Origin of the sequence: Enterobacter sp. DN (assembly GCF_046054285.1) — a bacterium.
Lineage (GTDB): Bacteria > Pseudomonadota > Gammaproteobacteria > Enterobacterales > Enterobacteriaceae > Enterobacter > Enterobacter hormaechei_C.
Map to the genome: position 1 here is coordinate 50,141 of NZ_JBJJTG010000012.1, position 14,778 is coordinate 64,918.

Sequence of the window (14,778 nt, forward strand, 5' to 3'; positions counted from 1 at the left end):
AACCGGCCCTCCGTTGAGGATAAAAATAATGAACACAACAACCTGTACCCACAAAGACAACCCTAATTTCTGGATCTTCGGGCTGTTCTTCTTTCTCTACTTCTTCATCATGGCCACCTGCTTTCCGTTCCTGCCGATCTGGCTGTCGGACATCATCGGCCTGAACAAAACCCATACCGGGATTGTTTTCTCCTGCATCTCGCTGTCGGCCATTGCCTTCCAGCCGGTGTTGGGGGTCATTTCCGACAAGCTGGGGCTGAAAAAACATCTGCTTTGGATCATCTCGGTGCTGCTGTTCCTGTTCGCGCCGTTCTTCCTGTACGTCTTCGCCCCGCTGCTGAAAACCAATATCTGGCTGGGGGCGCTGAGCGGTGGGTTGTATATCGGCTTTGTCTTCTCAGCGGGGTCGGGGGCGATTGAGGCCTATATTGAGCGCGTAAGCCGCAACAGCTTTTTTGAGTACGGCAAGGCGCGTATGTTCGGCTGTCTCGGCTGGGGGCTGTGCGCCTCAACGGGCGGCATCCTGTTCGGCATCGATCCGTCGTACGTCTTCTGGATGGGGTCGGCCGCGGCGCTGTTGCTGATGCTGCTGCTGGTGGTCGCGAAACCGAAGCCTAACCAGACGGCGCAGGTGATGAACGCCCTGGGCGCGAATCAGCCGCAGATCACCGCCAAAACCGTCTTTACCCTGTTCCGCCAGCGCAGAATGTGGATGTTCATCCTGTACGTGATTGGCGTGGCCTGCGTGTATGACGTCTTCGACCAGCAGTTTGCCACCTTCTTCAAAACCTTCTTCGCCACGCCGCAGGAGGGGACCCGTGCCTTTGGTTTCGCCACCACGGCGGGGGAAATCTGTAACGCGATCATTATGTTCTGCTCGCCGTGGATCATTAACCGCATCGGCGCGAAAAACACGCTGCTGATTGCCGGGGTGATCATGGCGACGCGCATTATCGGCTCGTCGTTTGCCACCACTGCCGTGGAGGTGATTGCCCTGAAGATGCTGCACGCGCTGGAAGTCCCGTTCCTGCTGGTGGGGGCATTCAAGTACATCACCGGGGTGTTTGATACGCGCCTGTCGGCCACCATCTACCTGATTGGCTTCCAGTTTGCCAAACAGTCGGCGGCGATCTTCCTCTCCGCCTTTGCCGGAAATATGTATGACCGGGTCGGCTTCCAGGAGACGTATCTGATACTGGGCTGTTTCGTGCTGGCGATCACGGTGGTGTCGGCGTTTACGCTGTCAAACTGCAAACCCGCTGACGCGCTGCGCGCCGAGCCGGTGACCCGCTAAATCCTGAGTGCCACGGGAAGCCGTGGCGCGTTATTTCCCCACCCAGCTATTTTTGATTTTGAATTTATCGGCCCGGTTGTAGCCAATCGAATAGTTAAAAGCGGTGCCGTCTTCAAGCTTGGTGACGCCGGAAACTTTCAACATCGGCATCCCCGGAGCTATACCCAGCAGACCTGCCATCTCTTCGGAAAACAGATCACCCTCGATAACCGAGTTGTAAAACTTAATCTTTTTGCCGGTGTAAGTTTCTATGTATTCATACAGCGAGCCGCCGTCCAGCACCTCGTCGGGAATGGTGGCAATGACCGATGCGCAGACCCACGAATCCTCGATCAGCACTGGCGCATCGTCAATGAGGCGTACGCGGCGAATAAAGTGAACGCGCTGTTCAGCCTGTATCTCCAGTTCTCGGGCAATAGCCGGGCTGGCGGTGAGTAGCTGATGGCGGATGAGGCGGCTGGAGACCTCGACCTGATGAAACTCGCGGGAAAAGCCCAGCACTGAATCACCGGTGCCGTTATTGAGTAAGTACAGATCATTCTCGATGGTGCGGGTAACAAACATTCCCTTTCCGTGAATGCGCTCAATAAAGCCCTCCTGCTCCAGCAGGTGCATGGACTTTTGCAGCGTCACGCGGCTGACGCCGTAAATCAGAGACAGCTCCCGTTCAGACGGGATTTTTTCTCCCACCTGATAGCGATTATTCAGAATGTCGTCTCTGATACTGTTTTTGATTTCAATATAGCGAGCGGCCATGAGGAAGGTATCAGTCAGTCATGAAGGCGGGCAGTGTACCACTGAAGGATAAGGCGGGCGCTGACCAGCGCCCTAAAGTTTAACCTTGCTCACCGAGTGGATACATTTCGGCTTCTTTTTCGCGCTTTTCCTGCGCGAGTTGCTTTTTCTCAAGCATTTTGAAGAACGGAAAATACATCACCGCAGAGATAAGCACCATGCAGCCGGACCAGATGGCGGCAGGGATATTCCCTCCGGTGGCAAAGTAGGCGTTCAGTATCGGCGGCATTGTCCACGGGATCTGGAACACGGGCTTACCGATAATGCCAAACGTCATGAGTAGCCACGAGCAGGTGCAAATCACCATGGGCGTCAGTACCAGCGGGATCATCATCAGCGGGTTCAGCACCATCGGCACGCCGAAGATAACCGGTTCATTGATGCAAAACAGCGACGGCCCCACGGAAACCCGTCCTACGGATCGGTAATAGCGACTCTTTGACATCAGCATCGCCAGCACCAGCCCCATGGTCGCGCCGGACCCGCCAGAGCAAATAAAAATGGTGTAGAAACCCTCGGCGCTGACGTGGGGAATGGGCTGGTGGGAAAGATACGCCTCGGTGTTCTCAGCAATAAACTTCAGGAAAATTGGGCTGGTAATACCGGACAGGACGTTGGTGCCGTGAATGCCGCAGCACCACAGCAGGGAGATTAGCCCAACCAGCAACAACATGCCCGGGAGCGTGTCCAGCCCCGTGACCAGCGGGCTGAGGATGAGCGTGAAAAAGGCATTGATATCAAAGTTCAGCACCACCCGCACCACCCAGATCAGTGCGAGGCAGACGAAGGCCGGAGCCAGGCTGACAAACGACTGAAGCACGGCGGGCGGCACGCCGTCCGGCAGGGTGATGTAGAGCTTGCGCTGGATAAAAAAGCGCACGATATAGACCGTTATCACCGACAAAATAATGGCCGAGAAAAGCCCCGAGGCACCAAAGTTATCGACGTTAATCTTGTGATACTCGTCGATTTGCGACAGCAGGAACACGGCCACCGTGATGCAGGCGCAGCTCAGGCCATCCAGCGCGTAGTGCCTGGCCAGGTTATAGCTAATGCCGATGGCGGCGATAAGACCGATGGCGCCAAACGTCGCCTGCACCGGGATGCTGAGCAGCTCCGCGTATTGTCCAATCCACCCGCTCCAGCCGGGAATGGGCAGATTAGCCACGATCAAAAACACGCTGCCGGCAATGATAAACGGCAAGGTAAAGGCGATGCCGTTACGCACGGCAACGAGAATGACGTTATTGCCGATTTTCATCATGATCGGCACTAACTGATTCTCCAGAAAACGCTTCATATGAACTCCCTGTAGATCGCCGAGCGCATCAGTGCGCGTACTGAGGTAAAAACTCGCGGTTGGCGAGCAGGTAGTCACTTAATATCGCCTCCGCCACGGCAACGGATGGCACCAGCGGATGCGACGCCAGTGCCAGCAGTGCCACGCGGCGGTCTCCGGTAAGGGCAGCTTCAACCGTTAGCTCCTCAAAGGTTTTGACGCTCTGAATGAGCCCTTTGACGGCCACCGGCAGATGTCCGTAGCTCAGCGGATGCGCGCCGCAGGCGTCGATCATGGCGTTGGTTTCAATGACCGCGGTATCGGGCAGATCGGGCGTGGTGCCCCGGTTCGGCACGTTAACAACGTGGATTTCGCGTTTATTGTTGTAAATCGAACTGATGATGGAACAGGCGGTGTCGGAATAGAGCGCACCGCCTCGGGCGGCGAGGGCTGCGGGTTTCTCACACAGCGTCGGATCCCGGTATAGCTCAAATAGCGATTTTTCGATAACGAGGGACTGCTCTCCTCGCGTGCCGCCGTGCGTGAGCTCGTCAATCTCATGCTCGACCATTTCGCGGCTGAGGTAAAAATACTTCAGATAAGAGAGCGGATAGAGCCGCAGGGCGCGGATGAAATCGGCAGGTAGCCCAATGTCAGGGATGTTTTTCAGCTGATTGCCGCCCACGCCTTGTGCCAGCTTCTCGATAAAATCGTCTGTGCAATCCTGCCCCTGCACGCGGATCCTGTCGGCAAAAATCAGGTGGTTCAGGCCAATAATTCTGGCATCCACTGCGTCTCGTTCTACACCGTAGGCTTTTGCGACGTCGCGCATCATGCTGTTTGCCCCGCTGCAAATCCCTATCGATTTAATGGGACTGTGCTGCGAGAGCGCTTCGGTCACGATCCCAGCAGGGTTGGTGAAGTTAATCAGCCATGCGTCCGGGCACAGTACCTCCATCTTCCTGCATAAATCCAGCAGCACGGGAATGGTGCGTTGGGCTTTCATAAAGCCGCCGGGCCCGGTGGTTTCCTGACCCAGCACGCCGTAGCGCAGCGGGATTTTCTCATCCTGAATGCGCGCCGCCAGTTGCCCCACGCGGATTTGCGTGGTTACAAAGTCAGCGCCCTTCAGGGCGGCGTCCAGATCCGTGGTCAGGTGCACGGTCATGCTGATGCCCGCTTTCTTCACCATGCGCTGGGCCAGCGCGCCGACGATGTCCAGCTTCTCTTTACCCGCTTCGATATCCACCAGCCAGTATTCGCTAACCGGCAGCTCGTGGTGACGGCGAATAAATCCGTCGATGAGCTCTGGGGTATATCCTGAACCACCGCCAAGGGTAACAACCTTTAAATCAGCCATAGTAAATCACTCCATGATTAACTGGCGTATGCCAGTTTTGGGTGAAATTAACACAGGGCGTTTAGCATTCAATAGCAAAACCCCTGGTAAGCCAGGGGTTTTTGAGAAATGCGAGCATGCGCATATTTTGATGAAAGTGACGGAAATCAGTCCAGGTAAAACACCTCTTTCAGCGCCGAACTCACCGGGCTGTTATCCGGGTTCGACGGCATAACGTCACCCATATACTTCCACCAGCGCTGGCAGACATCGGTGTTTGCCACCGCGTTCCAGCGCTCCTCCGATTCAATCTCCACCGTCGCAAACAGCAGGTTGCGGGTTTTGTCGAGGTAAATGGCGTAGTGGTGCGCGCCATGGGCTTTCAGTACCGCCTCCAGCTCAGGCCAGATCGGGTTGTGGCGACGTGCGTACTCCTCGTGCGCGTCCGGGTTTACCTGCATCACAAACGCTTTGCGGATCATAAAGCCTCCAGGTACAACTCGCGGACCTCATCGCGGCTGGCGGTGCGCGGGTTACACGGCGCGCACGGGTCGGCGAGGGCTTTATCCAGCCAGTCTTCGATATCGGCTTTGGTCACGCCAAGCTGGCTGAAGCCGGACGGAATACCGACGCGAGCGCTCAGGTCGCGAATCGCCTGAATGGCTGACATGCTGGCCGCTTCATCGCTCATGCCGCGCGTGTCAACGCCCATCGCCTGCGCCACGCGGGCAAATCGGGCAACCGCGTTCGGGCGGTTAAAGTTTTCGATGATCGGCAGCAGAATGGCGTTGCACACGCCGTGTGGCAGGTTATGCGTCGCGCCCGGCTGGTGCGCCAGGGCGTGCACCAGCCCCAGACCGGCGCTGTTAAACGCCATGCCCGCCAGATACTGACCAAAGGCCATCTGCTCGCGCGCTTCCAGGTTGTGACCGTCGTCGACCGCTTTCGGCAGCCAGAGGTTGATCAGGCGAATCGCCTCCAGCGCGTTGGCATCGGTCAGCGGGTGCGCGCCGACGGACACGTAGGCTTCAATGGCGTGGGTCAAGGCATCCATGCCGGTTGCGGCGGTCACGGAGGCGGGAATATCGAGCATCACGCTGGCATCGTCCACGGCGATATCCGGGATGATGTTCGGGTCGATAATCACCTCTTTCACCTGTCGCGCGGCGTCAATGATCACCGCGTTGCTGGTCATCTCCGCCGCCGTGCCTGCTGTGGTGTTGATCGCCACCAGCGGCACGCCCGCGTTTTTCACCTTGCCGACGCCGGAGTAATCGGTTGACGGACCGGGGTTGGCGGTGAGGATTTTGATCGCCTTGGCGGTATCAATCGGGCTGCCGCCGCCAAAGGCAATCAGGTAATCACACTCCGCATCCTGATATGCCGCATAGCCTTTTTGCACCAGCGCTTCCGTCGGATTCGGGAATACCTCATCGAACAGGTGATACGACATCTGATGGGCGTCGAGCGCGGAAAACAAACTGTCGAGCAGGCCAAGTTTCACCAGCTGGCCGTCGGTGACAATCAGCGCTTTTCCCCACTGTTTGTTTGCCACCAGATTGACCATATCGCCGATCGCGCCCGCGCCGTGCAGGCTGATTTTGGGGAGTGCCAACATAAAGCTCATGATAATTCTCCTTAATTACTGTGATTTTTATGCCCGGCGGCGCTGCGCTTGCGCGGGCCTACGGTTAAGTAGGCCGGGTAAACGCAGTGCCACCCGGCTATGAGATCCGTCTTCGCTGCATCACCCGGCGGGTAATAATCGGCAGCGAAATCACCACGATCAGCATCGCGCCGATAATCACCGACATCACAATGCCGGGCACGTTGAGCAGGCTCAGGCCGAAGGTCACCAGCCCCATCAGGAAGGCGGCGATAATCACGCCCACCATGCTGCCGGACCCACCGAGAATATTGACGCCGCCGAGCACCGCCATCGTCACCACCGCCAGCTCCCAGCCCATCGCGATGGTCGGGCGGGTACTGCCCAGACGCGAGGTGAGCAGCACCGACGCCAGGCCGGACATCAGTCCTACCAGCGCAAACAGGATCAGGTTGTGGCGCTTCACGTTGATGCCGGAGTACCACGCGCCGGTCGGGTTGTTGCCGATGGCGTATGTGCGGCGGCCAAAATTGGTGCGGTGCAGCACAAAGGCAAACAGAGCGGCCAGCACGATAAACAGCGCGAACTCAAACGACAGCGCACCCCAGACGTAGCCCTGGCCGAACCAGGCGAAGCTCTCCGGGTAGCTGTTCAGCGCCTGGTCCCCGAGCAGGATGTAGGTGATCCCGCGGTACAGGCTCATGGTGCCGATGGTGATGACGATGGACGACAGGTTAAAGCGCGTCACCAGAATGCCGTTGAACAGCCCGCACAGTAGCCCGACGCCTAATCCCACGCAGACCAGCAGCGGCGTATCGACGCCCGCTGCCGCGCAAAAGCCCATCACCGTGGAGCTGAGCGCGATGGTGGAGGCCACCGACAGGTCAATTTCCCGGGCGATAATCAGCATCGCCATCGGCAACACAATGATCGCTTTTTCCGTGAAGTTGAACGTCGCGTCGGAGAGGTTCCAGATATTGAGGAAGTAGGGCGAGGCGAGCGCGTTCACCACAAACACCGCCAGCGTCACCGCCAGCAGGAAGCCCTCCCAGCACAGCAGACGCTGGAAGATGCCCGGCGCAGAAGTGGGGTTGAACTCTTCAGATGTCATCATTTTACTCATGGTTTCACCGCCAGTTTCTGACGTGCCAGCGCCGCGTCGCGCAGGATCAACCTGCCTTTGCGCTTGTTGCCGCGCTCGTTCAGCAGCACAGCGATGACAATGACCGAGCCGGAAATCGCCATCTGCCAGAACGGGGAGACGCCGATCACCGGCAGGGCGTTGTTGATGACGCCGAGAAACAGCGCGCCGAACAGGCAGCCGAGCACGCGCCCGGTGCCGCCCATGGTGCTGATCCCGCCAATCACGCAGGCGGCGACCACCTGCAACTCAAAGCCGTTCGCCACGTCGACATAGGCCACCGCAAAGCGCGAAATCCACAGATACCCGCAGAACCCGGCCAGCAGCCCGGAGAGGCAGAAGCTGACAAACTGCATTTTCCCGGCGTTGATCCCGGTGTAGTACGCCGCCGTGGCGTTCCCGCCTGCGGTGTAGAGCGCCCGTCCGGTGCGGCTGTAGCGCAGGAAGTAGCCCACCAGCAACAGTACGGCGATGGCGCACCAGCTCAGCACCGGCAGGCCCAGCACTGACGCACGCGGCAGGCCGAGGAAGTCTGCACCCATCTGGTTGGAGTTCACCCAGCCGCCGCCGGAGAGCAAAAAGATCATTCCGCGGTAGATGCTCATGGTGCCGAGCGTGACCACAATCGCCGGAATGCCCAGCTTCCACACCAGCAGGCCGTTTATTGCGCCCATCAGCAGCCCAAGCGCGCTGGCGAGGATCAGCAGCGCCCAGACGGGCACGTCCGGGTAATGGAAATTAATCAGGGCGACAATCATCCCGGTCAGGGCCAGATTAGCCGCCATCGACAGGTCGATGCCTTTAGTGAGCAGCACCATCATCTGCCCGAGCGCGAGGACGATCAGAATGGCGGTGTCGTTAAACATCTCCACCAGGTTGCCCGGTGCGATAAACGATGGCACGCGGCTGCCAATGGCGACGACCATCAGGACAATCACCGCGCCAAGCAGGGCTTCGCGGTGTTTTAAGAGTGAGCTAAACATTTATGCCGCCTCCTGTTTTGCACCGCTGGCGGCGCTGACGATGGTTTCCGCCGTCGCGTCTCCCGCCTGGTATTCGGCCACCATCAGCCCCTCGTGCATGACGATAATGCGATCCGCCATGCCCATCACTTCCGGCAGTTCGGACGAGACCATAATCACCGCCAGCCCCTGACTGACCAGTTCGGACATAAAGTGATGAACGGCTGCCTTTGAGCCGATATCGATGCCTTTTGTCGGCTCATCGAGGATGATCACGTCAGGATGCGTTGCCAGCCACTTAGCGATAACCACCTTTTGCTGGTTGCCGCCAGAGAGGGTCTCCACCGCCTGCTTCCAGCTAAAGGCTTTTACCTGCAGGCGGCTGGCGTAGTCGTCCGCCAGCCGCCACTCGCGGTCGTCGTGCAGCACGCCGTTTGGGTTGAGCTTGCCGAGCTGCGGCAGGCTGATGTTCTGGGCAATCGGCAGCTCGATAATCGCGCCCTGCTTCTGCCGCTCTTCCGGCACGCAGACGATACCGGCTTTGATCGCATCCGCAGGCTGGCGAAAGCGCTGAGGCTGGCCGTTGAGGATAATTTCGCCCGACGACGGCCGCGTGACGCCTGAAAGCGCCTGCATCAATTCGGTACGCCCGGCACCCACCAGCCCGTAAAAGCCGAGGATTTCCCCTTTACGCAGGGAGAACGAGATATGCGCAAACTCGGTCGGATGGCAGAGGTTTTTCACCTCCAGCACCGTCTCGCCTTTTTCGCAGTCGATTTTCGGGAAGGTTTGGGTAATGGCGCGCCCGACCATCATCGACACCATCCGCTCCTCGGTTATCGCACTCATCGCGCCTTCTCCGACGAACGCGCCGTCGCGCAGGATGGTGTAGTGGTCTGCAAGCTCGAAGATCTCGTCGAACTTGTGGGAGATAAACAGGATGGCTTTGCCCTCCTGCTTTAAGCGCTCCACAATCTGGTAAAACTCGAGGATTTCATGCTGTGACAGCGCCGCCGTGGGTTCATCGAGGATCACCACCTGCGCCTCAAACGACAGCGCGCGGGCAATCGCCACCATGTGACGCTGGGCGATGCTCAGGGTTTTCAGCGTTGCGCGCGGGTCGATTTGCACCTCAAGGCGGGCGAGAATAGCCTGCGCCCGGCGGTGCATTTCCGGCCAGTCGAGCTTTTTCAGGAAGCCTTTGTGAAGGTACTGACCGACAAAGATATTTTCGGTGACCGAGAGTTCATCGAACAGGACGGTTTCCTGGTGAATGGCGGTGATGCCCATTTTATGCGCCGACTCCGGCGTCGGAAGGTGAACGGGGATCGCCTTGTAGAGAATTTCGCCCTCGTCGGGCTGGTATATGCCGGTCATCACTTTGACCAGCGTTGACTTGCCCGCGCCGTTTTCGCCTATCAGGGCGGTCACTTTGCCGGGCCACAGCGCAAGCTGCACGTTCTCAAGAGCACGCACGCCGGGGAACACCTTGGTGATGCCAGAAAGCTGTAGCAATGGGGTCATGATAGTTCTCCTGGACAGGGGAATTTGTAGGGCGGGTAAGCGGCAGCGCCACCCGCCTTTTGCCGGATGGCGCTACGCTTATCCGGCCTACAAATCGCATCAAAAGATTTTTGAGAACTTATCAATATTGCTGGCATCGTAAACGAACGGCTCGGCCATCGCGCCGTTGCCGTCGGCATCCAGCTTCACTTTGCCCAGTTTACCCATGCTGGCTTCGTCTTTGGTGGCGGTGCCTTTTACCAGGTCATCCGCCAGGTAGGTTGCGGCATAGCCCAGGTCAATCGGGTTCCAGATGGCAAAGCTCTTGCTTGCGCCGGACTTCACCGCGCCCGCCATCTCAGACGGCAGGCCTAAACCGGTGACGTACACTTTGCCAATCTTGCCCTGGTCCTTCACCGCCTGCGCGGCAGCCACAATGCCCACGGAAGAAGGCGAAACAATCACTTTCAGGTCCGGGTAGGTTTTCAGCAGGCCGACCGCTTCGCGGTAGCTCTTGTCAGAGAGATCGTCCCCGTAGGCCACGGTTACCAGATTGACGGACGGGTACTTCGGCAGCACCTTTTTCATCTCCGCAATCCAGGTGTTCTGGTTGGTGGAGGTTGGCGTGGCGCTCAGCACCGCCACATCGCCTTTCTCCACGTTCAGCGCTTTCAGGGCATCGGCGGCGAGCTTGACGTTAGTTTCGCCAATCAGGGCGTTATTGGACGGGTTGAGGTGGATCTGACGCCCGGCTTTCGCCACGCCGGAATCCCACGACACTACCTTGATGCCGCGCTGCATCGCTTTTTTCAGCACCGGCACTAAGGCGTCCGGATCGTTCGCGGAAATCGCGATCGCATCCACGCCCTGGGCGATCAGCCCGTTCAGCACCTCGATCTGCGCTTCCGCCGTGGTGGTGGTCGGGCCGGTATAAATCACTTTTACATCGCCTAACTCTTTGGCCGCCTCCTGCGCGCCGACGTTCGCTGCTTCGAAGAATCCATTCCCTAAGGACTTCGCCACCAGGGCGATTTTCACTTCTGCTAAAGCGGAACCGGACAACGCCAGAGCGGCAACGGTGAGGATCAAGCTTGCTTTTATTTTCATTGCTTTTACTCCACTGACTTGAGTTAGTTGTAGGGATTGCAGGTGGTTTTCGCCCCGTCTCGGTGAGCGGGGCGCGATGTTGTTATTGGTACAAATCTAACGCCGACTGCATGGGGGTGACGCCAAAGCGTTTACCCAGGGCGATCAGTTCTTCCCGGGTGATGGTCTGCTTCATGCCGCCCATGGAATAGACCTTCACCAGCACTTCCGCGGATTTCTCGGCGGTGTCGATCAGGCCGAAGGTTTCATCCAGCGTCGGGCCGCTGCCGAAGACGCCGTGGAACGGCCACAGCACCAGTGAATGTTTCTGCATGTCCGTCGCGGTTGCCTGGCCGATTTCGTCGGTGCCCGGCACCATCCACGGCAGAATGCCGACGCCGTCCGGGAACACCACCAGACACTCGGTGCTGCCTTCCCACAGTTTGCGGGTGAAGAAATCAGAATTATTTTCCAGCACGTAGGTCAGGGCGATCAGGTTGGTGGCGTGGCAGTGCATGATCACGCGGTCCTTGCCATTGGTCGCCTTGATGCGCTCGCAGTGGGAGAGGAAGTGCGCCGGCAGTTCTGAGGTGGGCACCGCCTCATCCGTCAGCCCCCACAGAATGTGGTAGCCCGCGCCGTCGCTATCCACTTTCACTACGCCGAGGTTGGCCTGCGGGTCGAGCTGAACGTTGCGGAAGAACTTCCCGGAACCGGTGACGATAAACGGCGTGTTGGCGAGCAGCGGCGTCGGCTGGCTCAGGGCGATATAGCGCGGCTTCTGGTGGAAATCGGCTGCGAAGGGTTCGATATCCGCATCGTCCAGGCGCAGCGTCAGGTTGCCGCCGTTGCGCTCGTCCCAGCCCTTCAGCCAGGCGTCGGAGGTGGCTTTGATCATGCCCTGGACGAACCAGGAGGTGGTGATGGTCTGCATACTGTGTTTCCTTTGAAAATGCCGGGTGGCGCTACGCTTACCCGGCCTACTTTTACCTGTAGGCCCGGCAAGCAACGCGCCGCCGGGCAATGTTTTTTACTGACGAGCGGCAAGAACGTCTTTCTCATATGCCCGCACGTTGTCCAGCCACTGGCTGCCCGCAGGCGCATCGTGACGCTGGCAGTACATCTCCCACACCGCCTGCCACGGCAGGGATTTCTGCTCTTCCAGCAGCGCCAGGCGCGCGGTGTAGTCGCCGTTTTCTTCCAGCTGTTTCAGGGCGGCGACAGGCTCCAGCAGCGCGCGCAGCAGGGCTTTCTTCATGTTGCGGGTGCCGATAACCCACGCCGCGATGCGGTTGATGGAGGCGTCGAAAAAGTCGAGGCCAATGTGTACGCGGTCAAAGAGGTTGTGGCGGATGATTTCGCTGGCAATGGCCTGGGTTTCGTCATCCAGCAGCACCACGTGGTCGCTGTCCCAGCGCACCGGACGGCTGACGTGCAGCAGCAGGCGTGGCACGTAGAGCATGGCGGCGGAGATCTTGTCGGAGATCACCTCGGTTGGGTGGAAGTGGCCGGCATCCAGGCACAGCGCGGTCTGGCGGCTGGTGGCGTACCCCATGTAGAACTCGTTTGAGCCCACGGTGTAGCTCTCTGCGCCAATGCCGAACAGCTTGCTCTCGACGGCGTCGATGTGGTGCGCCGGGTCCAGCTTCTCGCTGATGACCTCATCCAGCGCGGCCAGCAGGCGCTGACGCGGGGCCAGGCGGTCGACGGTGATGTCTTTCATGCCGTCCGGGATCCAGATGTTCATCACCGACGGCGTGCCGAGCTGCTCGCCAAAGTACGCAGAAACGCGGCGGCTGGCTTTGACATGGTCGATCCAGAACTGGCGGATTTCGTCGTTGGCGTGCGCAAGGGTAAACCCGTCCGCGCTCAGCGGGTGCGAGAAGCAGGAGGGGTTAAAGTCCAGGCCCAGCTTGTTGGCTTTCGCCCACGCCACCCAGTTCGTAAAGTGCTCCGGTTTGATTTCATTACGCGCCACCGGCTCGTCGGATTCGAGATAAATGGCGTGCAGATTCAGGCGCTTTGGCCCGGGGATCAGGCTCAGCGCCAGCTCCAGATCCGCACGCAGTTCGGTGGCGTTGCGCGCTTTGCCCGGATAGTTACCCGTGGCCTGAATACCCCCCGTCAGGGAACCGCCCGGGTTTTCGAAGCCAGCAACGTCATCACCCTGCCAGCAGTGCATGGAGACGGGCAGACGGTCGAGCTGGCGCAGCGCCTCTTCGACATCCACGCCGACGGCGGCGAAACGCTGTTTAGCCAGGTCCCAGGCTTGTTCTAGTTGAGTGGTCATGCGCAAAGCTCCTTAGTCAGTCGTTTTTGCTGAAACTGCGCCCGGTAGCGGGCAATTTCATGGCAGGGATGGGGGGTGAAGGTGGTCAGGCTGTTATTCGCCGTCACCACCGAACGGAAATCGTCAACGTTGGACAGTTCGTCCAGGGTCATCAGCTGAATGCCGATATTGCCGAGCGTGGAGGCTTCAATCGGACCTGCCACCACGGTAATGCCGCAGGCATCCGCGCAGAGCTGGTTCAGCAGCTGGTTCTGGCAGCCGCCGCCCACGATATGCAGCTGCGTGAACGGTTTGCCGCGAAGGTCAGCCAGCTCGCTCAGGATGTCGGCATAGAGCAGGGCGAGACTGTCAAAAATGCAGCGCGCCAGCTCGGCGGGGCGGGAAGGTACCGGCTGCCCCGCTTCAAAACAGGCGGCCTGGATTTCAGCGCTCATGTGCGCCGGGTTGATAAAGCGGTCGTCGTTCGGGTTAATCAGGAAGGTGCAGGCCTTCAGCGTTTCGGTTTCCGCGATAAGCGCGGGCAGGTCGGTGATGTTCTGCTCTTTCAGCACCCGCTGGAGCAGCCACAGGCCCATGATGTTCTTCAGCACCCGGTAGCGCCCTTCGGCGCCACCTTCGTTAGTGATGTTCGCCGCCAGTGCGGCATCGCTGGTGTAGGGTGTTTTGCTCTCAAAGCCCATCAGCGACCAGGTGCCGGAAGAGAGGTACGCCGCGTCTTTGCCGGCGAGCGGCGAGGCAATGACCGCGCTCGCGGTGTCGTGACTGGCGACGGCGACAACAGGGATTTCATTCCCCTGCGGGCAAAGCCAGTGGCCGATCACATTGCCCGGATGGGTTGGCGTACCGAACCAGGAAGGCGATGCCCCCGTCCACGCCAGCAGGTTTTCGTCCCAGTTATCGGTGTTGATGTTGACCAGCTGCGTGGTGGTGGCGTTGGTGTATTCCCAGTTCATGTTGCCGGTCAGACGGTAGCTTAAGTAGTCCGGGATCAGCAGCGCATGCGCCACCTTTTCGACCAGCTCTGGCTGTTGCTCAACCAGCGCGCGCAGCTGATACAGCGTGTTAAACGGCAGAAACTGAATGCCGCTGCGACCATAGATGTTCTCCTTGCCAAGCTGGGCGATGGCGTGCGCCATTAGTCCATCGGTGCGGCTGTCGCGGTAGGAGACGGGCAGGCCGACGCGTTCGCCGTGACTGTCCAGCAGTACGTAATCCACACCCCAGGTATCAATGCCGATACTGTCGATGCGAATACCGTCTTCGCAGACGTTGTGAAGTCCGGTGCGGATCTCTGCTTCCAGGGCGTCGATATCCCAGGTAACAAAACCGTCCTGTTTTTGCAGACAATTGGCGAAACGGTGCATTTCGCGAAGCGTAAGGGTGTGCAGGTCGCAGTCCCAGGTGGCGAGCATTACACGGCCGCTGGATGCGCCTAAATCGACAGCCACACAATGGCGAAAAGTCATGGTCGGGTCCTTTCTTA

13 protein-coding genes are annotated in these 14,778 nt (G+C 58.9%); 1 reads left to right on the forward strand and 12 read right to left on the reverse strand.

From position 1 onward, the window contains the following. Nucleotides 1-28 precede the first annotated feature (28 nt). Complete coding sequence (locus ACJTMZ_RS20665; protein WP_032668948.1) at nucleotides 29-1,294, forward strand: MFS transporter; 1,266 nt, start codon at nucleotides 29-31, stop codon at nucleotides 1,292-1,294. 30 nt (nucleotides 1,295-1,324) lie between these two features. Here ACJTMZ_RS20665 and ACJTMZ_RS20670 read toward each other — a convergent pair whose 3' ends face one another. From ACJTMZ_RS20670 to rhaB, 12 genes are all read right to left on the reverse strand, one after another. Beyond that, nucleotides 1,325-2,050 carry a GntR family transcriptional regulator gene (locus ACJTMZ_RS20670; RefSeq protein ID WP_032668950.1) on the reverse strand — a complete coding sequence of 242 codons (726 nt, stop codon included), beginning with the start codon at nucleotides 2,048-2,050 and terminating at the stop codon, nucleotides 1,325-1,327. Nucleotides 2,051-2,129: 79 nt separating this feature from the next. Beyond that, nucleotides 2,130-3,389, reverse strand: a complete 1,260-nt coding sequence (locus ACJTMZ_RS20675; RefSeq protein ID WP_032668951.1) for a PTS sugar transporter subunit IIC — start codon at nucleotides 3,387-3,389, stop codon at nucleotides 2,130-2,132. Nucleotides 3,390-3,417: 28 nt separating this feature from the next. Continuing rightward, nucleotides 3,418-4,728, reverse strand: coding sequence for a 6-phospho-beta-glucosidase (locus ACJTMZ_RS20680; RefSeq protein ID WP_032668952.1), 1,311 nt, complete (start codon nucleotides 4,726-4,728; stop codon nucleotides 3,418-3,420). Between the two features lie 146 nt (nucleotides 4,729-4,874). Continuing rightward, the gene (gene rhaM / locus ACJTMZ_RS20685) at nucleotides 4,875-5,189 is read right to left on the reverse strand and encodes an L-rhamnose mutarotase (protein WP_032668953.1); all 315 of its coding nucleotides are present in this window, start codon (nucleotides 5,187-5,189) and stop codon (nucleotides 4,875-4,877) included. Continuing rightward, nucleotides 5,186-6,334 carry a lactaldehyde reductase gene (fucO, locus tag ACJTMZ_RS20690; RefSeq protein WP_032668954.1) on the reverse strand — a complete coding sequence of 383 codons (1,149 nt, stop codon included), beginning with the start codon at nucleotides 6,332-6,334 and terminating at the stop codon, nucleotides 5,186-5,188. Before fucO ends, rhaM begins: the two co-directional genes overlap by 4 nt. 97 nt (nucleotides 6,335-6,431) lie before the next feature. After that, entirely contained in the window at nucleotides 6,432-7,436 is a 1,005-nt protein-coding gene (locus ACJTMZ_RS20695; protein WP_063151706.1) for an ABC transporter permease, read from the reverse strand. Beyond that, nucleotides 7,433-8,437 carry an ABC transporter permease gene (locus ACJTMZ_RS20700; protein WP_252011142.1) on the reverse strand — a complete coding sequence of 335 codons (1,005 nt, stop codon included), beginning with the start codon at nucleotides 8,435-8,437 and terminating at the stop codon, nucleotides 7,433-7,435. The genes ACJTMZ_RS20695 and ACJTMZ_RS20700 overlap by 4 nt, the downstream gene beginning before the upstream one ends. Next, the gene (locus ACJTMZ_RS20705) at nucleotides 8,438-9,940 is read right to left on the reverse strand and encodes an ATP-binding cassette domain-containing protein (protein ID WP_252011140.1); all 1,503 of its coding nucleotides are present in this window, start codon (nucleotides 9,938-9,940) and stop codon (nucleotides 8,438-8,440) included. 99 nt (nucleotides 9,941-10,039) lie between these two features. Beyond that, nucleotides 10,040-11,026 (reverse strand): rhamnose ABC transporter substrate-binding protein, encoded by a 987-nt coding sequence (rhaS, locus tag ACJTMZ_RS20710; protein WP_252011138.1) that lies wholly within the window; start codon nucleotides 11,024-11,026, stop codon nucleotides 10,040-10,042. 82 nt (nucleotides 11,027-11,108) lie between these two features. Then, nucleotides 11,109-11,939 carry a rhamnulose-1-phosphate aldolase gene (rhaD, locus tag ACJTMZ_RS20715; RefSeq protein ID WP_252011136.1) on the reverse strand — a complete coding sequence of 277 codons (831 nt, stop codon included), beginning with the start codon at nucleotides 11,937-11,939 and terminating at the stop codon, nucleotides 11,109-11,111. 96 nt (nucleotides 11,940-12,035) lie between these two features. Then, the gene (rhaA, locus tag ACJTMZ_RS20720; protein ID WP_126766215.1) at nucleotides 12,036-13,295 is read right to left on the reverse strand and encodes an L-rhamnose isomerase; all 1,260 of its coding nucleotides are present in this window, start codon (nucleotides 13,293-13,295) and stop codon (nucleotides 12,036-12,038) included. Continuing rightward, a complete protein-coding gene (rhaB, locus tag ACJTMZ_RS20725) occupies nucleotides 13,292-14,761 on the reverse strand; it encodes a rhamnulokinase (protein WP_252011134.1) in 1,470 nt (489 codons plus the stop codon). Before rhaB ends, rhaA begins: the two co-directional genes overlap by 4 nt. Nucleotides 14,762-14,778: the final 17 nt, after the last annotated feature.

Bases quoted from the DNA above. Each gene is read 5' to 3' on its own strand.
- ACJTMZ_RS20670 (WP_032668950.1), bottom strand. From the start codon at position 2,050: ATGGCCGCTCGCTATATTGAAATCAAAAACAGTATCAGAGACGACATT.
- rhaB (WP_252011134.1), bottom strand. From the start codon at position 14,761: ATGACTTTTCGCCATTGTGTGGCTGTCGATTTAGGCGCATCCAGCGGC.
- ACJTMZ_RS20680 (WP_032668952.1), bottom strand. From the start codon at position 4,728: ATGGCTGATTTAAAGGTTGTTACCCTTGGCGGTGGTTCAGGATATACC.
- ACJTMZ_RS20700 (WP_252011142.1), bottom strand. From the start codon at position 8,437: ATGTTTAGCTCACTCTTAAAACACCGCGAAGCCCTGCTTGGCGCGGTG.
- rhaM (WP_032668953.1), bottom strand. From the start codon at position 5,189: ATGATCCGCAAAGCGTTTGTGATGCAGGTAAACCCGGACGCGCACGAG.
- rhaA (WP_126766215.1), bottom strand. From the start codon at position 13,295: ATGACCACTCAACTAGAACAAGCCTGGGACCTGGCTAAACAGCGTTTC.
- ACJTMZ_RS20665 (WP_032668948.1), top strand. From the start codon at position 29: ATGAACACAACAACCTGTACCCACAAAGACAACCCTAATTTCTGGATC.
- ACJTMZ_RS20705 (WP_252011140.1), bottom strand. From the start codon at position 9,940: ATGACCCCATTGCTACAGCTTTCTGGCATCACCAAGGTGTTCCCCGGC.
- fucO (WP_032668954.1), bottom strand. From the start codon at position 6,334: ATGAGCTTTATGTTGGCACTCCCCAAAATCAGCCTGCACGGCGCGGGC.
- rhaD (WP_252011136.1), bottom strand. From the start codon at position 11,939: ATGCAGACCATCACCACCTCCTGGTTCGTCCAGGGCATGATCAAAGCC.
- rhaS (WP_252011138.1), bottom strand. From the start codon at position 11,026: ATGAAAATAAAAGCAAGCTTGATCCTCACCGTTGCCGCTCTGGCGTTG.
- ACJTMZ_RS20695 (WP_063151706.1), bottom strand. From the start codon at position 7,436: ATGAGTAAAATGATGACATCTGAAGAGTTCAACCCCACTTCTGCGCCG.
- ACJTMZ_RS20675 (WP_032668951.1), bottom strand. From the start codon at position 3,389: ATGAAGCGTTTTCTGGAGAATCAGTTAGTGCCGATCATGATGAAAATC.